The organism is Streptomyces tibetensis (assembly GCF_007655005.1).
GTDB classification, from domain to species: Bacteria; Actinomycetota; Actinomycetes; order Streptomycetales; family Streptomycetaceae; genus Streptomyces; species Streptomyces tibetensis.
Window position 1 is genome coordinate 28,525 of sequence record NZ_SZVW01000023.1, and the last position, 18,071, is coordinate 46,595.

Here is an 18,071-nt window from a genome sequence, read left to right on the forward strand (position 1 = left end):
CCTGGGGCCGGCGGCCTTCATGACGAAGGCCGCCGAACTCCCGTCAGACCTCTTCGACGCTGCTCGGCTCACGCCGGGACAGGTCGATGCCAAGCTCCTCCGCAGCGCGGAAGACGTCCTCGTCGGTGTCGCGCATCTCGATGGACATGCCGTCCGAGGACAGCACCTCCACGTTGAGGCACAGGGACTGCATCTCCTTGATGAGCACCTTGAAGGACTCGGGGATGCCGGGCTCGGGGATGTTCTCGCCCTTGACGATGGCCTCGTAGACCTTCACGCGGCCGGTCACGTCGTCGGACTTGATGGTCAGCAGCTCCTGGAGGGCGTACGCGGCGCCGTAAGCCTCCAGCGCCCACACCTCCATCTCACCGAAGCGCTGGCCACCGAACTGGGCCTTACCACCCAGCGGCTGCTGGGTGATCATCGAGTACGGACCGGTCGACCGGGCGTGCAGCTTGTCGTCGACCAGGTGGTGCAGCTTGAGGATGTACATGTAGCCGACCGAGATCGGCTCCGGGAACGGCTCGCCGGAGCGGCCGTCGAACAGCGGCGCCTTACCGGTCGGGAGCACCATGCGCTCGCCGTCCCGGTTCGGGATGGTGTGGTTCAGCAGACCGGCCAGCTCGTCCTCACGCGCACCGTCGAAGACGGGGGTGGCGACGTTGGTGCCCGGCGCGACCTGGTCGGCCTCGATGGCCTGCAGGCGCTGCGCCCAGTCGTCCGCGAGGCCGGAGACGTCCCAGCCGCGGCTGGCGAGCCAGCCGAGGTGGATCTCCAGGACCTGTCCCGGGTTCATTCGGGACGGCACACCGAGCGGGTTGAGGATGATGTCGACCGGGGTGCCGTCCTCCAGGAACGGCATGTCCTCGATCGGCAGGATCTTCGAGATGACGCCCTTGTTGCCGTGGCGGCCGGCGAGCTTGTCACCGTCGGTGATCTTGCGCTTCTGCGCGACGTAGACGCGCACCAGCTGGTTCACACCGGGGGGAAGCTCGTCGCCCTCTTCACGGTCGAAGACGCGGACGCCGATGACCTTGCCGATCTCGCCGTGCGGCACCTTCAGCGAGGTGTCGCGCACCTCGCGCGCCTTCTCACCGAAGATCGCGCGGAGCAGGCGCTCCTCGGGCGTCAGCTCGGTCTCACCCTTGGGCGTGACCTTGCCGACGAGGATGTCGCCGGCGACGACCTCGGCACCGATGCGGATGATGCCGCGCTCGTCGAGGTCGGCGAGGACCTCCTCGGAGACGTTCGGGATGTCCCGGGTGATCTCCTCGGGGCCGAGCTTGGTGTCACGGGCGTCGACCTCGTGCTCCTCGATGTGGATCGAGGAGAGGACGTCGTCCTGCACGAGGCGCTGCGACAGGATGATCGCGTCCTCGTAGTTGTGACCCTCCCACGGCATGAACGCCACGAGCAGGTTCTTGCCCAGCGCCATCTCGCCGTTCTCGGTGGCCGGACCGTCGGCCAGGACCTGGCCCTCGATGATCCGGTCGCCCTCGTTGACGATGACCTTCTGGTTGACCGAGGTGCCCTGGTTGGAGCGGGCGAACTTGGCCAGGCGGTACGTGATGTACGTGCCGTCGTCGTTGGCGGTGGTGATGTAGTCCGCGGAGACCTCCTGGACCACACCGGGCTTCTCGGCCTTGACCACGTCGCCGGCGTCGACCGCGGAGCGGTACTCCATGCCGGTGCCGACGAGCGGGGCCTCGGACTTAATCAGCGGCACGGCCTGACGCATCATGTTCGCGCCCATGAGGGCACGGTTGGCGTCGTCGTGCTCGAGGAAGGGGATCATGGCGGTCGCGACCGACACCATCTGGCGCGGCGAGACGTCCATGTAGTCCACGTCCTCGCCGGTGACGTAGTCGACCTCGCCGCCCTTACGGCGGACCAGCACCCGGGCCTCGGCGAAGCGGAGGTCGTCCGTCAGCTGCGCGTTGGCCTGCGCGATGACGAAGCGGTCCTCCTCGTCGGCGGTCAGGTAGTCGACCTCGTCGGTGACCTGGCCCTCGAACACCTTGCGGTACGGGGTCTCCACGAAACCGAACGCGTTGACCCGGCCGTAGGAGGCGAGCGAGCCGATCAGACCGATGTTCGGGCCTTCGGGCGTCTCGATCGGGCACATGCGGCCGTAGTGCGAGGGGTGCACGTCACGGACCTCGAAGCCGGCCCGCTCACGGGACAGACCACCCGGGCCAAGAGCCGACAGACGGCGCTTGTGGGTGAGACCCGACAGCGGGTTGTTCTGGTCCATGAACTGCGACAGCTGGCTGGTGCCGAAGAACTCCTTGATGGAGGCGACGACCGGCCGGATGTTGATCAGGGTCTGCGGCGTGATCGCCTCGACGTCCTGGGTCGTCATCCGCTCGCGGACGACACGCTCCATACGCGCCAGACCCGTACGGACCTGGTTCTGGATGAGCTCGCCGACGCTGCGCAGGCGGCGGTTGCCGAAGTGGTCGATGTCGTCGGTCTCGACGACGATGTTCGTACCGCTGTCGCCGACCGTCTCGGTCTCGCCCGCGTGCAGCTTCACCAGGTACTTGATCGTCGAGATGATGTCCTCGACGGTCAGGATGCCCGCGTCCAGCGGAGCGTCCGCACCCAGCTTCTTGTTGACCTTGTAGCGGCCGACCTTGGCCAGGTCGTAGCGCTTGGGGTTGAAGTAGAGGTTCTCGAGCAGCGTCTGCGCGGCCTCACGGGTGGGGGGCTCGCCCGGACGCAGCTTGCGGTAGATGTCGAGCAGCGCGTCGTCCTGGCCCTGGGTGTGGTCCTTCTCCAGGGTGGCACGCATCGACTCGTACTCGCCGAACTCCTCAAGAATCTGCTCGGTGGTCCAGCCGAGCGCCTTGAGCAGGACGGTGACGGACTGCTTGCGCTTGCGGTCGATGCGGACACCGACCATGTCGCGCTTGTCGATCTCCATCTCCAGCCAGGCACCCCGGGACGGGATGATCTTGGCGGAGAAGATGTCCTTGTCGGACGTCTTGTCGATGGAGGAGTCGAAGTAGACACCGGGCGAACGGACGAGCTGCGACACCACGACACGCTCGGTGCCGTTGATGACGAAGGTGCCCTTGTTCGTCATGAGCGGGAAGTCGCCCATGAAGACCGTCTGGGACTTGATCTCGCCGGTCTCGTTGTTCGTGAACTCGGCGGTGACGAAGAGGGGGGCCGCGTACGTGAAGTCGCGGTCCTTGCACTCGTCGATGGAGTTCTTCGGCGGCTCGAAGCGGTGGTCGCGGAAGGTCAGCGACATCGACCCGCTGAAGTCCTCGATCGGGGAGATCTCCTCGAAGATCTCCTCGAGCCCGGACTTGGTGGGGACGTCCTGACCGTTCTCGAGAGCCTCCTCGACCCGACTCTGCCAGGCGGTGTTGCCGAGGAGCCAGTCGAAGCTCTCGGTCTGCAGCGCGAGCAGGTTCGGAACCTCAAGAGGCTCCTTGATCTTTGCAAAAGAGATGCGCAGCGGGGCAGTGCTGGCGGCGTTGTTCGTATTCGCGGTCGAGGCGTTGCGCGAGGCGGCCAAGAGGGGGTCCTTCCGAGGGCTCGGACTCACTACGCGCGTACCGGCCCCTCTCCCGTACACAGAGACAAGCTGTGTCGGTCCGGCCAAAAGGCCAGGTCAGACAGTCTTGTCGTCGATGCTCGGGCGAGGGCAGACCCCTGGTGACGGGCAGGGGACAGCTAACAGGCAGCGCAAAGGGTCAGTGTAGCCACTTGGCACACTGATGTCCAGTGCGGGTTCTGGAACCCGTGTTCACCCTCGTTGTTCCACTCCTGCGACAAGGCGCTGCCCTCAACGCACGTAAGTACTGCCCTCTTCGTCGCCGATCCATGCCTCGGATTCGGATCCTGTGACGACGCGTCCTGAGAATTGCGCGCTGCGTGCGGTTCGTCAAGGCCCCCCTGCCCGATCCGGAGCCGCCCGGTGATACGACGAAGATCACCCTACCCCCCGTCACAAAGGGTTCAAGGCAACCGTGGCCGGCCCCCGATAACGCCGAAGAGCGACCACCCGGATGGATGATCGCTCTTCCGCGCTTACGCGTTACACGTCCAGCGGGACGTGTCGTGGATCCTGGCGGATCCGGAAGGTCTTACTTGACCTCGACGGAGGCGCCGGCGCCCTTGAGGGACTCGGCGGCCTTCTCGGCGGCGTCCTTGGCGACCTTCTCGAGAACGGGCTTCGGGGCGCCGTCCACGAGGTCCTTGGCCTCCTTCAGACCCAGGGAGGTCAGCTCACGCACGACCTTGATGACCTGGATCTTCTTGTCGCCGGCACCGGTGAGGATGACGTCGAACTCGTCCTGCTCGGCCTCGGCCTCGGCCGGGGCAGCCGGACCGGCCGGGCCGGCGACGGCGACGGCCGCGGCGGCGGTGACGTCGAACTTCTCCTCGAACGCCTTCACGAACTCGGAGAGCTCGATGAGGGTCATCTCTTCGAACTGCGCGAGCAGGTCGTCCTGGCTGAGCTTCGCCATGATGGCGGTCCTTCCACTAAATCGGCAGGTGCCGGATGTACATGTGAGGCGGGCGTACGTTTGGCCCGCTACGGTCGCCGCGTTCAGGCAGCGGCGGCCGGGATGCGAGCCGAGTTACTCGGCACCGCCCTGCTCGTCCTGCTTGGCACGGAGCGCGTCCACGGTGCGGACGAGCTTCGAGGGAAGCGCCTGGAAGAGCTGAGCAGCCTGGGACTGCTTGCCCTTGAAGGCACCCGCCAGCTTGGAGAGCAGAACCTCGCGGGACTCGAGGTCCGCAAGCTTCTTGATCTCATCGGCGGACATCGCCTTGCCGTCAAGGACGCCGCCCTTGATGACGAGGTTGGGGTTGTCCTTGGCGAAGTCACGGAGACCCTTCGCCGCCTCGACCGGGTCACCGGTCACGAAGGCGACGGCCGACGAACCCGCAAAGAGGTCGTCCAGCGTCGTGATCCCGGCCTCGTTGGCCGCAATCTTGGTCAGCGTGTTCTTCGCCACACGGTACTGAGCGTTCTCACCGAGTGAACGACGCAGCTTCTGGAGCTGCGCGACGGTGAGACCGGTGTACGCGGTAACGACAGCAGCGTTGGAGTTGCGGAACTTGTCCCGCATCTCCTCGACGGCATCGACCTTGTCAGGCCTCGCCATGAGCCTCGGCCTCCTTCCGGGTGATTCGGACCGCGCGGACCCGAAGGAGGACTGGGGAAAACGAAACGCCCCGGCGCAAGCGCACGGGGCGTAGCTCGACCGGTTTCACGCGCGCACTAGGCGGCGGACTCCGGGAGCTTCTCCAGTGTCACCTGCGCGGGTCGTCCGCCGTTCAGCGGATCCTTCGGCCACCGCGCCCTCTGATGAGCGCGCGGTAACGACCAGCGGTCTTTGGCTTCTGTAGGAGAGTACGGGAACGGTTCACCGTGAGGCAAATCCGCCCGTACGGCGGATCGGGGCGGGACGGTTCAGCCCTGCCCCAGCTCCTTGAACATCTCGCTCAGATCCGCGACGTCCTTGGCCGGCGGGGCCGTGACGGTGACGGGCTTGTTGTAGTCGAGGAAGGTGATGGTCATGTCCATCGGGCCCTTGTCGGCCTCGCCCTTCATGCGGAACTGCTTGGTGTGGTCCTCGCCGTCGACCCACATGTCCATCGTGAACTTGTCGACGCCCAGCTTCTCGTACTGCTTGATGCTCTTCTCGCGCTGCTTGCGGGTCTGCGCCTTCCCGTCCTTGAGCGAGGCGCGCAGGTCGGCGAGGGTGACGGTGCCCGTGTAGTGGGTGGTCTCGACGCCTTCGACCTTCTCGCTGCCGACCTTCTTCACGTCCTTGGCGCCCGTGAGGAAGGTGGACTCCGCCGCCGGGTTCTGCTCGGCCTGGCTCGGGGACCCCATCTTGTCCAGGTCCTTGGCGGCGTCGGAGCCGGACAGGTCGAACTTCAGCCAGCGCTTGCCGTCCATCTCCTTGGCCATCTCGGCTCCCCCACCGAGGTACATGGCCTTGTCGACGAGACGGATCTCCATGCTCTCGCCGGCGGCCCGGTCGAGCGCCGTCATCTTCATGCTCATGGCGATCGTGGGCTTCAGACGCATGGACGCCTCACCCTCGACGCGGCCCGACTCCGGGACCGTGCCCTTCAAGCGGTACTGGAGGGACGTGATGTCCTCCGTGTTCTTCGCCGCCTTGGCGACGGCCGCGGCGGGCGTCATCTCCGGCGACTGCTCGGATCCGCAGCCGACGGCGCCGACGGCGAGAAGCAGGGCACACAGCCCGGCGGCAGGTAAGGATGTCCTCATCGATTCCCCCCAAGGAATACACGCTTGCTTCACAGCAAGGCCGTGAGCCTATCCCAGAGGCGCACAAGTGATCTATCGGAAATAGGCGGAGGCCTCAGGACGTGCCCGGCTGCTCGCGCATCAGATCCTGGAAGTCCCCGGTGTCGGACCGCGGGGGCCGTTCGGCCCGGACCGCGACGCCGTAGTCGGCGTAGTGCGCGGTCTGGGTCATCAAGCCGGTGGCCATCCGCGCCTTCTCGACCTTCTTGACCAGCAGGTTCCGCTTGTCGATCCAGATGTCGACGGTCTCGGTGGTGACACCGGCCTCGGTGAGCTGCTTCCGCAGGCCGTCATCGGCGACGTCGGCCGCTGTCACCGTGCCGGACCAGTGCGCCGCGGACCGGCCGCCGACTCTCTCCTCGCCGACCTTCCTGACGTCGCCGGAGGACAGCAGGAGCTTCACGGACTGGTTCGGCGTGGTACTGCGCATCTGGTCGCCGAGGTGGGCACCGGAGCCGCCGGCGAGGGCTTCGAGGTCCTCGTACGCGTACCGGATCCAGCGCCTGCCGCCGGTCTGCTCGGCGAACTTCTCGCCCATGCGCGCGTAGTACGCCTCGGGCAGGTAGCGGGCCTCCATCGAGGTGGTTCCCAGCCGCCGCATGGTGTCGGCGATGGTGCCGCCGGTGTACTCGATGGTGAGGGTGCCGGTGATGCCGTCGCTCCAGCCGAGGGTGCCGTCGGCGGTCATGGACATCAGCGCGCCCATGGTCGTCGTGGACTCCACCCGGGCCGACTCGGCGTGCTCGGTGGCGCGCTCGGCGGCGCGCAGGGCGTCGGGGGCCCGGCCGCGTGCGGCGCGGTCGAGGCCGGGGGTGTCGGAGGACTCCTGGGACGTGCAGGCGGCCACCCCCGTCAGCGCTGTCGCCGCGAGCACCAAACCCACGCGGCGCACGGTCGTGCCCTGCATACGTCCCCCCGTTCGTATCCGGTTCCCGCACGTTAACCCAGGCCACCGGCGTACGTACCGGAAAAGGGAACGGGCCCCGCACCTGTAAGAGGTGCGGGGCCCGTGACCGGTTGGGTGAGCCTGAAGGCTCAGACCGCAGCCGGGTCCTCCTCGACGAGGAGGTTGCGGGTGCGGTTCGGGTCGACCGGAATGCCGGGGCCCATCGTGGTGCTGATGGCGGCCTTCTTGATGTAGCGACCCTTGGCGGCCGACGGCTTCAGACGGAGGATCTCCTCCAGCGCGGCGCCGTAGTTCTCCACCAGCTTGGTGTCGTCGAAGGACGACTTGCCGATGATGAAGTGCAGGTTCGAGTGCTTGTCGACGCGGAACTCGATCTTGCCGCCCTTGATCTCGGTGACGGCCTTGGCCACGTCGGGGGTGACGGTGCCGGTCTTCGGGTTCGGCATCAGACCACGCGGACCGAGCACGCGGCCGAGGCGGCCGACCTTGCCCATGAGGTCCGGGGTGGCGACGACGGCGTCGAAGTCCAGACGGCCCTTCGACACCTCGTCGATCAGTTCGTCGGAGCCGACGATGTCGGCGCCCGCGGCCTCCGCGGCCGCAGCACGGTCACCGGTCGCGAAGACCAGGACCCGGGCGGTCTTGCCGGTGCCGTGCGGAAGGTTCACGGTGCCACGGACCATCTGGTCGGCCTTGCGCGGGTCGACACCCAGGCGGAAGGCGACCTCGACGGTGCCGTCGAACTTGGTCGTGGAGGTGTCCTTGGCGAGACGGACGGCCTCGAGCGGGGCGTAGAGCTTCTCCCGGTCGACCTTGGCGTCCGCAGCGCGAAGGGACTTGCTGCGCTTGCTCACTACTGCTCCTGTGGATTCTTAGGAGTCGTGGTCCGGGCCGAGCAGGCCCCGCCACTTCTGCTGATGGAGGTTGGGGCTCAGCCCTCGACCGTGACGCCCATGGAACGGGCGGTGCCGGCGATGATCTTCTCGGCGGCGTCCAGGTCGTTGGCGTTGAGGTCGGGCATCTTGGTCGTGGCGATCTCACGGACCTGGTCACGCGTGATCTTCGCGACCTTGGTCTTGTGCGGCTCGCCGGAGCCCTTGTCGATGCCCGCGGCCTTCAGGATCATCTTCGCGGCCGGCGGCGTCTTGGTGATGAAGGTGAAGGAACGGTCCTCGTAGACCGTGATCTCCACCGGGATCACCCAGCCACGCTGCGACTCGGTCGCGGCGTTGTAGGCCTTGCAGAACTCCATGATGTTCACGCCGTGCTGACCCAGCGCGGGGCCGACCGGCGGGGCCGGGTTGGCGGCACCGGCCTGGATCTGGAGCTTGATGAGCCCCGTGACCTTCTTCTTCTTGGGAGGCATAGCTCTCCGGGTCCTTTCGATTCGGGTCCTGCCCACGCCCGGGGACCACCCGGATGCAGGCATACCGCACAACGATAACGGGTATGGATGCGCGGCTGAAAACCGAGCAGGTCAGGCAAGCGCCGGAGCGATCGCCTGACCTGCGCGGAAGCGGTGTGTCCGGAAGTCAGTTCTTCTGGATCTGGTCGAAGGAGAGCTCGACCGGCGTCTCGCGGCCGAAGATCTCGACAAGGCCCTTGACCTTCTTCGAGTCCGGGTTGATCTCGTTGATCGTCGCCTGCAGCGTGGCGAACGGGCCGTCGGTGACGGTGACCGAGTCGCCGACTTCGAAGTCCAGCACCTGGACCTCGACCTTGCGCTGCGGAGCCGGCTTGCCCTCGGCCTCGGCGGCCTCGCGGGCGGCCTTCTCCTCGGCCTCGGGGGCGAGCATCTTGACGATCTCGTCCAGGGTCAGCGGGTACGGGTCGTAGGCGTTGCCCACGAAGCCGGTGACGCCGGGGGTGTTGCGGACGACGCCCCAGGACTCGTTCGTCAGGTCCATGCGGACCAGGACGTAGCCCGGGAGCTTGTTCTGCTTGATCGTCTTGCGGTCGCCGTTCTTGATCTGGACGACCTCTTCCTGCGGCACCTCGGCCTGGAAGATGTAGTCCTCGACGTTGAGCGAGACGGCGCGCTGCTCGAGGTTGGTCTTCACGCGGTTCTCGTAGCCGGCGTAGGTGTGGATGACGTACCACTCGCCGGGCAGGACCCGCAGTTCCTCGCGGAGCTTCTCGATCGGGTCGCGGTCGTCCTCGGGCTCTTCCTCGAGTTCTTCCGCGGCCTCTTCGAGTTCTTCCACGGCCTCTTCGCCGTCCTCGGTCTCCGCCTCGGCGGCGTCGTCCGCGACGGCGTCGGCAGCCTCGACCTCGGAGGAGGCCTCGGTGTCCTCGTTGTCCGCGCCCTCGACGATGTCGAGCTCGTCCTCGACGGACTCGACCGGCTCGATGGCGTCGTTCACGTTCGGGTCAGACACGGTGGCTGCTTCTTCCTGGATACATAGGGGTGGAACATGCGAAAGGAGCGCCGGGTACCTCGGCGCTCTTCGCGGACTGCTCAGCCGAACACGTATTTCGCGGCGTTGCTGAGCCCATAGTCAATCACGGTGACCAGGCCGATCATGATGACGACGAAGATGATCACCACGGTCGTGTAGGTCGTCAGCTGGTTGCGGGTCGGCCAGACGACCTTGCGCAGCTCCGCGACGATCTGGCGGTAGAAGAGGGCGAGCCGCTTCAGCGGGCCCTTCTTTCCGCGCTTGCCGCCCTTGCGGGCCTTCTTGGACTCCGGCGCCTCGTCCTGGGCATCAGGCATGTCGATGGAGCCCACGGCGTCCGTCACTCGTCCTCACCTGATTCCGGGTCGTGGCCGTGCCGCGCCCGGTCTGAGCCGCACGGCGGTGCATTGCTGTACGTACATGCGCACACATCCTGGCGATGGAGTGTGTAGCAGGGCCGGAGGGACTTGAACCCCCAACCGCTGGTTTTGGAGACCAGTGCTCTACCAATTGAGCTACGACCCTTTGTGTGTCCCCCAACGTACCGCATCCATCCGGATGCTTGGTGTGCACCGAACGGGCGCGGCCTGCCGAAGGCCAACGAGGTGAGAGTGTACGTGCTCCGCGGCCGGTCGTCGAACAGAAAGGGCCCGCGGAGGGCTCGTTGACGGAAGATCGCCTGCGGAACGGGGGCCGGGCTGACGCGAATCCGCTGAAGATCGCCCAGGCCGAGCGGGCGATCCGCACTGTTGTTCAAGGGTTTGCCCGACGTTGTTCAGTCTGTGAAACCCCCGTGCCGCGCGCGTTTCCAGTCTGAAACGATGGGGCCCATGAGCGCTGCAACCCCTCCCACCGAGCGCCGGGTCTCCGCCCGAGTCGGCGCGATCTCCGAGTCCGCCACCCTCGCCGTGGACGCCAAGGCCAAGGCCCTCAAGGCCGCCGGGCGTCCGGTGATCGGCTTCGGCGCCGGCGAGCCGGACTTCCCGACCCCGGACTACATCGTCCAGGCCGCGATCGAGGCCTGCTCGAACCCGAAGTTCCACCGCTACACGCCGGCCGGCGGCCTCCCCGAGCTGAAGGCCGCGATCGCCGCGAAGACCCTGCGTGACTCGGGCTACGAGCCGGACGTCTCGGAGATCCTGGTCACCAACGGTGGCAAGCAGGCCATCTACGAGGCCTTCGCCGCGATCCTCGACCCGGGCGACGAGGTCATCGTGCCCGCGCCCTACTGGACGACGTACCCGGAGTCGATCCGGCTGGCCGGGGGTGTCCCGGTGGAGGTCGTCGCCGACGAGACGACCGGCTACCGGGTGACCGTCGAGCAGCTGGAGGCAGCCCGCACGGAGAAGACGAAGGTCGTCCTCTTCGTCTCTCCGTCGAACCCGACCGGCGCGGTCTACAGCGAGACCGAGACCGAGGCCATCGGCCGCTGGGCCGTGGAGCACGGCCTGTGGGTGATGACCGACGAGATCTACGAGCACCTCGTCTACGGCGACGCCTCCGCCGTGTCGCTGCCGGCGGTGCTGCCCGAGCTGCGCGACAAGTGCGTCGTGGTGAACGGCGTCGCGAAGACGTACGCGATGACCGGCTGGCGCGTCGGGTGGATCATCGGCCCGAAGGACGTCGTCAAGGCCGCGACGAACCTGCAGTCGCACGCCACGTCCAACGTGTCCAACGTCGCCCAGGCGGCCGCGCTGGCCGCCGTCTCCGGCGACCTGGACGCCGTGGCGAAGATGCGGGAGGCCTTCGACCGGCGCCGCAAGACCATCGTGCGGATGCTGAACGAGATCGACGGCGTGGTGTGCCCGGAGCCGGAGGGGGCGTTCTACGCGTACCCGTCGGTGAAGGCGCTGGTCGGCAAGGAGATCCGGGGCCGGCGCCCCAAGGACACCGTCGAGCTGGCCGCGCTGATCCTGGAGGAGTCCGAGGTCGCGGTGGTGCCGGGTGAGGCGTTCGGTACGCCCGGGTACCTGCGGCTGTCCTACGCGCTGGGTGACGAGGACCTGGTCGAGGGCGTGAGCCGGATCCAGAAGCTGCTGGCGGAGGCGCGGGACTGACGTCCGCTTCGCCGCTCCCGAGGGGCAGGCATGGGGCACATACCGGGTCCGGTATGTGCCCCATTTGTTTGTGCGAGCAAGACCACGAAAGGGGAAACGGCTACCGGGACGGCTGGGGCGTACGGCAGGATCTTTGGATGGAGCGTGTACGTGATGTCTCTGAGCTGCCGAAAGCCCATCTGCACCTGCACTTCACCGGGTCGATGCGGCCCTCGACCGTGCTGGAACTGGCCGAAAAGTACGGCGTCCGGCTGCCCGACGCGCTGAGTGAGGCGCTGACCAGCGGGGAACCGCCGAGCCTGCGGGCGACGGACGAACGGGGCTGGTTCCGCTTCCAGCGGCTGTACGACGCGGCGCGCTCGTGTCTGCGGGAGCCGGAGGACATCCAGCGGCTGGTGCGGGAGGCCGCGGAGGAGGACGTGCGGGACGGGTCGGGCTGGCTGGAGATCCAGGTCGACCCTACGTCGTACGCGCCGCGGCTGGGCGGACTGATCCCGGCGCTGGAGATCATCCTGGACGCGGTGGAGACGACGTCGCGGGACACGGGACTCGGGATGCGGGTGCTGGTCGCGGCCAACCGGATGAAACACCCGCTGGACGCCCGGACGCTGGCACGGCTGGCGACGCGGTACGCGGACCAGGGCGTCGTCGGGTTCGGGCTGTCCAACGACGAGCGGCGGGGGATGGCGCGCGACTTCGACCGGGCGTTCGGGATCGCGCGCGAGGCCGGGTTGCTGTCGGCTCCGCACGGGGGTGAGCTGGCCGGGCCGTCGTCGGTGCGGGACTGTCTGGACGACCTCGGGGCGAACCGGGTGGGGCACGGGGTGCGGGCGGCGGAGGATCCGCGGCTGATGAAGCGGCTGGCGGACCGGCAGGTGACGTGCGAGGTGTGCCCGGCGTCGAACGTGGCGCTGGGGGTGTACGAGAAGCCGGAGGACGTGCCGCTGCGGACGTTGTTCGAGGCTGGTGTGCCGTTGGCGCTGGGCGCGGACGACCCGTTGCTATTCGGGTCGCGTCTCGCCGCGCAGTACGAGATCGCGCGGCGGTATCACGGGTTCACGGACGCGGAGCTGGCGGAGGTGGCGCGGCAGTCGGTGCGGGGGTCGGCGGCACCGGAGGACGTGAAGACGAAGCTGCTGTCGGGGGTGGACGACTGGCTGGCGTCGTAGCGGCCTGTTCACCGGCGATGTGACGGCCCGCGCCGAGTCCTCTCGCGTGCGGTGGCCGCGGGCGCGCCGTGACCGGCGTCCCGGCGGCATCCCGCCCCGCCGGGCCCGGAAGCGGCGGTCGCGGCGGTCGCGTCGGTCGCGTCGGTCAGACGCCGATACCGGCCAGGAGCGTACGGGCCAGTCTCGCGGCGAACGTGTGCGCCGAGGGCCGATCGGCCGTCACGTCGTAGGCGAAGGCCCGCTGCGCGCACGCCCCCATCAGGAGCGAGGCGGCGGCGAAGGTGTCCGTGTCGGCCCGGATCCGCCCGGCGGCCTGCTCGGCCCGCAGGTACGCGTCCAGCCCCTCGATCGGCAGATGCGGCCCAGTTCCCCTCTCCCGCATCGCCTCGTCATGACGCCGCTTGAGCTGTGTCTCGGCGTACAGCGACGCCGCGATCGGAAAGCTCTGCTCGTAGAACAGGGCCGCCCGGTGGGCGATCTCGGTGAGGTTCTCCTCGACCGTGCCGCCGCCGTGCTCGGTGGCCAGGCCGTCCAGGAACGGGGTCAGCTGTGGCAGCCGTTCCATGAGGACCCGGATGAACAGGTCCTCCTTGCTCGTGAAGTGTTTGTAGAGCGCGGCCTCGGAACAACCCGCGGCTCGAGCGATCTCCTTCGTCGTGGCGCGGGCCAGTCCGACCGTGAGCATCAACTGGTGGGCGGCGTCCAGGACGCGCTCCCGGGCCGGCCTGAGTGCCGGTGGCTGCATGACCATCCCCTGGGTTGACGAGTGGGTGAGTACTTACTCACTGTAGGAGGACACAGGGGTGAGTGAACACTCACCCACCAGGTTGGGGGAGCTCATGAAACTGACTGTGTTCGGGGCCACCGGTGGGGTCGGACAGGAGATCGTGCGCCAGGCGCTGACGGCCGGCCACCGGGTCACGGCCGTCGTGCGGGAGCCCGGACGGCTGGAGGTGACCGGCCCGGGGCTGGACGTGGTCCGTGCCGATCTGACGGACGAAGGGGCGGTGCGTCCGGCCGTGGCGGGGCGTGATGCCGTGCTGTCGGGGCTCGGTGCGCGCAGCCGCAAGGACGCCGGGATCGCGACCCGTCTGACGCGTACGGTGCTGGGCGCGATGGAGGCGGAGGGGGTGAGGCGACTGCTCGTCGTCAGCGCCGCGCCGCTCGGGCCCGCGCCGGAGCGGGACGGGCCGCTCGACCGGGCCGTGCGCGGCGTCGTCTCCGCCGTGCTCAAGGACGTCTACGCCGATCTGCGCGCGATGGAAGAGCAGATCGCCCGTAGTGCGACCGACTGGACGGTGGTGCGGCCGCCGCGGTTGCAGGACCGGCCCGTCACCGGGAAGTACCGGGTGGTCGTCGGCGGGTCCCCGGCCAGGGGCCGCTTCCTGGGGAGGGCCGACGTCGCACACGCGATGCTGGCGATGACCGGCGACCCGGCCACCGTGAAGCAGGGCGTCGGCATCGCCTACTAGGTCACTCTCAGAGGCTGACCCCGACCGTCACCGGCTCGTTGACCAGCGTGATGCCGAACGTCTCGTGGACTCCGGCCACGACCTCGCGGGCGAGGGCGAGGAGGTCCTCCGTCGTCGCGCTCCCCCGGTTCGTCAGCGCCAGGGTGTGCTTCGTGGAGATACGGGCCGGACCCTCGCCGTACCCCTTCGTGAAGCCCGCCTTGTCGATCAGCCAGGCCGCGGAGGTCTTGGTACGGCCCTCGCCGGCCGGGTACGCCGGGGGCTCCACCCCGTCACCGAGCCGGTCGCGGACGCGAGCGCGGAACGTCTCGAAGTCCGTGTCCGTCAGGATCGGGTTGGTGAAGAAGGAGCCCGCCGACCAGGTGTCGTGGTCCTCGGGGTCAAGGACCATGCCCTTGCCGGCGCGCAGCTTCAGCACCGTCTCGCGGGCCTGCGCGAGGGGGACGCGGTCGCCCGGCTCCACACCGAGGGCACGGGCCGTCTCGGCGTACCGGAGGGGGGCGGACAGGCCCTCGGCGTCCTCCAGGCAGAAGCGGACGCGCAGGACGACGTAGCGCTCGGGGTCGGACTTGAAGCGGCTGTGGCGGTAGGAGAAGGCGCAGTCCTCGTTGGCCAGCGTGACCGTGTCGCCGGTGCGGCGGTCGTAGGCGACGACCTCGGTGATCGTGGAGGAGACCTCCTGGCCGTACGCCCCGACGTTCTGAATGGGGGTCGCACCGGCCGAGCCGGGGATGCCGGCCAGGCATTCGATGCCGGCCAGGCCCGCCTCGACCGTGCGGGCGACGGCGTCGGTCCATACCTCGCCGGCGGCCAGCTCCAGCGTCGTGCCGTCGAGGGAGAAGCCCCGGGTGGCGATGACGAGGGCGGTGCCGTCGAAGCCCTTGTCGCCGATGACCAGGTTCGAGCCGCCGCCGATGAGCAGCAGCGGGGTGCCCGTCTCGTCGGCTTCGCGGACGGCGGCGATCACCTCGTCGTCCGTGGTCGCGGTGAGCAGCCGGGTCGCGGGGCCGCCCAGCCGGAAGGTCGTCAGCGGGGCGAGGGGGGCGTCGTGGAGTTCCTGCACGGGCTCAAGAGTACGAGACGGCACTGACGGCGCCGGGCACGCGTGCGTGCGGCCCCGTTCCGCGGGGGAAGGGGCCGCACGCGCGCGTGGTGGCTGTCAGGGCAGCCGGCGCAGCGCCTCGGACCAGGGCAGCGGGAGGTCGTCGCTGCTCGCCTGCCAGGTGATGAAGGCCGAGTCCTTCATCTGCGGGGCCAGGCCCCTGGAGGCCGGACCGTGCGCGCCCGCGCGGACGAAGGCGTGCAGGGCGTCCTTGGACTCCCAGGCCGACAGGGTCCAGAAGGTCCGCTTCAGGGGCTTCGCCTTCAGGGTCGCTCCGTAGACGCCGGGGCTGCGGCGGACCTGCCGCCAGACGGCGGGCGTCCCGGCGAGGAACTTCAGCGCTCCCCACAGCGTGCGGGTCTCGAAGCGGGAGGCGAAGACGTGCACCTCGGTGTCGGGCGGGGTGTTCGGGACGGTCCAGGGAAGGGTGGGCATGCCACTTCTCCTTGTTCGGTTCCGACGGGGGTCAGTGGGCGGCCGTCTCCAGGACCGGTGCCGGTTCGGCCGGGGCGGGCTGCCCTTCGGTGCGCCGCCGGGTCGGTATCAGCAGGGCGGCGATGCCCGCGAGGGCGACCACCGCGGAGCCCGTCACCAGGGCGGGCCGCATGCCGTCGACGAAGGTCCGGCCGGTCTCGTAGCCGCCCTGGGCCGCGAAGATCGACGCCATGACGGCGATGCCGAGCGCCCCGCCCACCTCGCGCAGGGCGTTGTTGGCGCCGGAGGCGATGCCCTGCTCCGACGGCCGCACGCTGGACATCACCAGGTGCGAGGCGGGGGCGAAGAACAGCGCCATGCCGATGCCGCTGATGATCAGGGCGGGCAGCTGGGCCGCGTAGGAGGCGTCGGCCGTGGCCACCACCGCCATGTAGCCGAGGCCCAGGGCCTGCAGGAAGAGGCCCGCGGCGACGACCGGGCGGCCGCCGATGCGGTCGGCCAGGATGCCGGCGATCGGGGCGATCAGCATCGGCATTCCGGTCCAGGGCAGCATCCGCAGGCCCGCCTCGGTGGGCGAGTAGCCGAGAACGCCCTGCATGTACTGGCTGAGCAGGAAGATCGAGCCGAACATGCCGAGGAACATCAGCAGGCTGGCCGCGTTGATGCCTGCGAAGGCCCGGGAGCGGAACAGCCGCATCGGGAGCATGGGGTTCTTGGCGCGGATGCTGTAGAGGACGAAGCCGGTCAGCAGCGCGGTGCCCGCGAAGAGACCCGTGAGGACCAGGCCGCCGGTCCAGCCGTCGGCGGGGCCGCGGACCAGGCCGTAGACGATGCCGAAGAGGCCGCCGCTGGCAAGCAGGGTGCCGGGGACGTCGAGCGGCGCTCCGGTGCCGTGGGACTCGGCGAGGCGCAGCCGGGCGAGCGGCAGCAGGGCCAGGCCCAGCGGGACGTTCAGCCAGAAGATCCACTGCCAGGAGATGTGTTCGGTGAGGCTGCCGCCGACCAGCGGCCCGGAGGCGACGGCGAGTCCGTTGACGGCACCCCATATGCCGTACGCCATGCCGCGCTTGGCGGCGGGCACGGCTGCGGTCAGCAGGGTGAGCGTCAGCGGCATCATCACCGCGGCGCCCGCGCCCTGGACCGCCCGGGCGGCGATGAGGGAGTCGATGCCGGGCGCCATGGCCGCCGCGGCGGAGGCGCCGGTGAAGACGGTGAGGCCGGCAATGAAGAGCCGGCGGCGGCCGAAGCGGTCGCCGAGGGCCGCGCCGAACATCAGCAGGACGGCGAAGGTGAGCGTGTAGGCGCTCACGGTCCATTCCAGGTCGTGCAGGCCGCCGCCGAGGTCCTCGCGGATGGAGGGCAGGGCGGTGGTGACGACGAGGTTGTCGAGAGCCGCCATGAACCCGGCGACGCTGGTGATGACGAGGGCCCAGGCGGCTCCCCCGCGACGTGCGGTCGGCTGTGACATCGCTCCCCCATGGAGTGTGTGCCGTGATCGATTAGTTATTGATTACTAACTTTCGAGGTCATGAAAAGGCCCGGCCTCCTCGTCTGTCGTGTCAGCCGTCGGACTCCGACGGGCCCAGCCCCGCCCAGACCCGGTGATCGGCCGGAAAGCCCATGGCCACCAGGCAGTTGATGAGCATGCCCTGCGCGAGGAAGGTCGTCGTGTCGTGGGCGTCGGCGCCCAGCGGCAGATGGATGGTGTCCCACAACCGCATCCACCCCGCGCGCACGGCCTCACCGAACTCGCGGTCCCCCTCCTCCTCGGCGGCCGCCACGGCGAGGTACATCTGCATCTGCATCATCAGCCGCTCCGGCTGCTCGGAGATGGCCTCGATGTACGCCTCACCCATGGCATGGCGGGCCTCTTCGCCTTCCAGCCCCTCGGCCGCCTCCGCGAACATCCGGATGGTGTCCTCGACACACCGCTCGGCCGCCGCCAGGAAGATCGCCTTCTTGCCCGGGAACAGCCGGAAGAGATAGGGCTGCGAGACGCCGACCCGGCGGGCGATCGCCTCGGTCGAGGTGCCGTGGTAGCCACCGCGGGCGAACTCGGTCGTCGCCGCCCGGATGACGCTCTCGCGCCGCTCTTCCGCACTCATCCTGGCCATGAAAGTGAAGTTAGTGCTCAATCACTAACTCTGTCAAGCGGTGCTCTGCCCGCGCCATGCGTAAGGGGCGCCCCGCCATGGCGAGCGCCCCTTACGTCGTGTCGCCAACCGT

At 68.6% G+C, this 18,071-nt stretch carries 17 protein-coding genes and 1 tRNA gene; 3 read left to right on the forward strand and 15 right to left on the reverse strand.

All coding sequences use genetic code 11. From position 1 onward, the window contains the following. Positions 1-43: 43 nt before the first annotated feature. The 10 genes from rpoB to FDO69_RS32985 form a co-directional block, all read right to left on the reverse strand. Complete coding sequence (gene rpoB / locus FDO69_RS32935; RefSeq protein ID WP_104785520.1) at positions 44-3,529, reverse strand: DNA-directed RNA polymerase subunit beta; 3,486 nt, start codon at positions 3,527-3,529, stop codon at positions 44-46. Between the two features lie 571 nt (positions 3,530-4,100). Beyond that, complete coding sequence (gene rplL, locus FDO69_RS32945; RefSeq protein WP_104785523.1) at positions 4,101-4,484, reverse strand: 50S ribosomal protein L7/L12; 384 nt, start codon at positions 4,482-4,484, stop codon at positions 4,101-4,103. A 114-nt stretch (positions 4,485-4,598) separates the two neighbouring features. Then, a complete protein-coding gene (rplJ, locus tag FDO69_RS32950) occupies positions 4,599-5,129 on the reverse strand; it encodes a 50S ribosomal protein L10 (protein ID WP_104785526.1) in 531 nt (176 codons plus the stop codon). 308 nt (positions 5,130-5,437) lie between these two features. Next, positions 5,438-6,265, reverse strand: coding sequence for an SCO4651 family lipoprotein (locus FDO69_RS32955; RefSeq protein ID WP_104785529.1), 828 nt, complete (start codon positions 6,263-6,265; stop codon positions 5,438-5,440). Positions 6,266-6,359: 94 nt separating this feature from the next. Beyond that, positions 6,360-7,211: an SCO4651 family lipoprotein gene (locus tag FDO69_RS32960; RefSeq protein ID WP_104785531.1), complete on the reverse strand. Its 852-nt coding sequence runs from the start codon at positions 7,209-7,211 to the stop codon at positions 6,360-6,362. A 128-nt stretch (positions 7,212-7,339) separates the two neighbouring features. Beyond that, the gene (gene rplA / locus FDO69_RS32965; protein ID WP_033308987.1) at positions 7,340-8,065 is read right to left on the reverse strand and encodes a 50S ribosomal protein L1; all 726 of its coding nucleotides are present in this window, start codon (positions 8,063-8,065) and stop codon (positions 7,340-7,342) included. A 77-nt stretch (positions 8,066-8,142) separates the two neighbouring features. After that, entirely contained in the window at positions 8,143-8,577 is a 435-nt protein-coding gene (rplK, locus tag FDO69_RS32970; RefSeq protein WP_104785534.1) for a 50S ribosomal protein L11, read from the reverse strand. Positions 8,578-8,743: 166 nt separating this feature from the next. Then, on the reverse strand, positions 8,744-9,589 hold the full coding sequence (gene nusG / locus FDO69_RS32975; protein WP_104785537.1) for a transcription termination/antitermination protein NusG: 846 nt from the start codon (positions 9,587-9,589) through the stop codon (positions 8,744-8,746). Between the two features lie 80 nt (positions 9,590-9,669). Continuing rightward, positions 9,670-9,954, reverse strand: a complete 285-nt coding sequence (gene secE / locus FDO69_RS32980) for a preprotein translocase subunit SecE (RefSeq protein ID WP_104785540.1) — start codon at positions 9,952-9,954, stop codon at positions 9,670-9,672. A 108-nt stretch (positions 9,955-10,062) separates the two neighbouring features. Next, a tRNA-Trp gene (locus FDO69_RS32985) sits at positions 10,063-10,135 on the reverse strand. A 305-nt stretch (positions 10,136-10,440) separates the two neighbouring features. Here FDO69_RS32985 and FDO69_RS32990 point away from each other — a divergent pair. Then, entirely contained in the window at positions 10,441-11,667 is a 1,227-nt protein-coding gene (locus FDO69_RS32990) for a pyridoxal phosphate-dependent aminotransferase (RefSeq protein ID WP_104785543.1), read from the forward strand. A gap of 137 nt (positions 11,668-11,804) precedes the next feature. Then, on the forward strand, positions 11,805-12,836 hold the full coding sequence (locus tag FDO69_RS32995) for an adenosine deaminase (RefSeq protein WP_104785546.1): 1,032 nt from the start codon (positions 11,805-11,807) through the stop codon (positions 12,834-12,836). A gap of 145 nt (positions 12,837-12,981) precedes the next feature. Here FDO69_RS32995 and FDO69_RS33000 read toward each other — a convergent pair whose 3' ends face one another. Continuing rightward, positions 12,982-13,581 carry a TetR/AcrR family transcriptional regulator gene (locus FDO69_RS33000; protein ID WP_104785774.1) on the reverse strand — a complete coding sequence of 200 codons (600 nt, stop codon included), beginning with the start codon at positions 13,579-13,581 and terminating at the stop codon, positions 12,982-12,984. A gap of 94 nt (positions 13,582-13,675) precedes the next feature. Here FDO69_RS33000 and FDO69_RS33005 point away from each other — a divergent pair, with 94 nt between their 5' ends. Next, positions 13,676-14,308, forward strand: a complete 633-nt coding sequence (locus FDO69_RS33005) for an NAD(P)-dependent oxidoreductase (RefSeq protein WP_104785549.1) — start codon at positions 13,676-13,678, stop codon at positions 14,306-14,308. A gap of 7 nt (positions 14,309-14,315) precedes the next feature. Here FDO69_RS33005 and FDO69_RS33010 read toward each other — a convergent pair whose 3' ends face one another. From FDO69_RS33010 to FDO69_RS33025, 4 genes are all read right to left on the reverse strand, one after another. Continuing rightward, entirely contained in the window at positions 14,316-15,371 is a 1,056-nt protein-coding gene (locus FDO69_RS33010) for a UDP-N-acetylmuramate dehydrogenase (RefSeq protein ID WP_104785552.1), read from the reverse strand. 96 nt (positions 15,372-15,467) lie between these two features. After that, positions 15,468-15,845, reverse strand: a complete 378-nt coding sequence (locus FDO69_RS33015; RefSeq protein WP_104785555.1) for a DUF3291 domain-containing protein — start codon at positions 15,843-15,845, stop codon at positions 15,468-15,470. A 31-nt stretch (positions 15,846-15,876) separates the two neighbouring features. Then, the gene (locus FDO69_RS33020) at positions 15,877-17,313 is read right to left on the reverse strand and encodes an MFS transporter (RefSeq protein ID WP_104785558.1); all 1,437 of its coding nucleotides are present in this window, start codon (positions 17,311-17,313) and stop codon (positions 15,877-15,879) included. A 91-nt stretch (positions 17,314-17,404) separates the two neighbouring features. After that, positions 17,405-17,959: a TetR/AcrR family transcriptional regulator gene (locus tag FDO69_RS33025; RefSeq protein ID WP_170320977.1), complete on the reverse strand. Its 555-nt coding sequence runs from the start codon at positions 17,957-17,959 to the stop codon at positions 17,405-17,407. Positions 17,960-18,071 lie beyond the last annotated feature (112 nt).

What these genes read in the sequence shown, in the direction of transcription:
- rplL (WP_104785523.1), bottom strand. Translation starts at nt 4,484, where the DNA reads ATGGCGAAGCTCAGCCAGGACGACCTGCTCGCGCAGTTCGAAGAGATG.
- FDO69_RS33025 (WP_170320977.1), bottom strand. Translation starts at nt 17,959, where the DNA reads ATGGCCAGGATGAGTGCGGAAGAGCGGCGCGAGAGCGTCATCCGGGCG.
- FDO69_RS33020 (WP_104785558.1), bottom strand. Translation starts at nt 17,313, where the DNA reads ATGTCACAGCCGACCGCACGTCGCGGGGGAGCCGCCTGGGCCCTCGTC.
- FDO69_RS32955 (WP_104785529.1), bottom strand. Translation starts at nt 6,265, where the DNA reads ATGAGGACATCCTTACCTGCCGCCGGGCTGTGTGCCCTGCTTCTCGCC.
- FDO69_RS32960 (WP_104785531.1), bottom strand. Translation starts at nt 7,211, where the DNA reads ATGCAGGGCACGACCGTGCGCCGCGTGGGTTTGGTGCTCGCGGCGACA.
- FDO69_RS33000 (WP_104785774.1), bottom strand. Translation starts at nt 13,581, where the DNA reads ATGCAGCCACCGGCACTCAGGCCGGCCCGGGAGCGCGTCCTGGACGCC.
- rplJ (WP_104785526.1), bottom strand. Translation starts at nt 5,129, where the DNA reads ATGGCGAGGCCTGACAAGGTCGATGCCGTCGAGGAGATGCGGGACAAG.
- FDO69_RS33005 (WP_104785549.1), top strand. Translation starts at nt 13,676, where the DNA reads ATGAAACTGACTGTGTTCGGGGCCACCGGTGGGGTCGGACAGGAGATC.
- FDO69_RS32995 (WP_104785546.1), top strand. Translation starts at nt 11,805, where the DNA reads ATGGAGCGTGTACGTGATGTCTCTGAGCTGCCGAAAGCCCATCTGCAC.
- rplK (WP_104785534.1), bottom strand. Translation starts at nt 8,577, where the DNA reads ATGCCTCCCAAGAAGAAGAAGGTCACGGGGCTCATCAAGCTCCAGATC.
- FDO69_RS32990 (WP_104785543.1), top strand. Translation starts at nt 10,441, where the DNA reads ATGAGCGCTGCAACCCCTCCCACCGAGCGCCGGGTCTCCGCCCGAGTC.
- FDO69_RS33015 (WP_104785555.1), bottom strand. Translation starts at nt 15,845, where the DNA reads ATGCCCACCCTTCCCTGGACCGTCCCGAACACCCCGCCCGACACCGAG.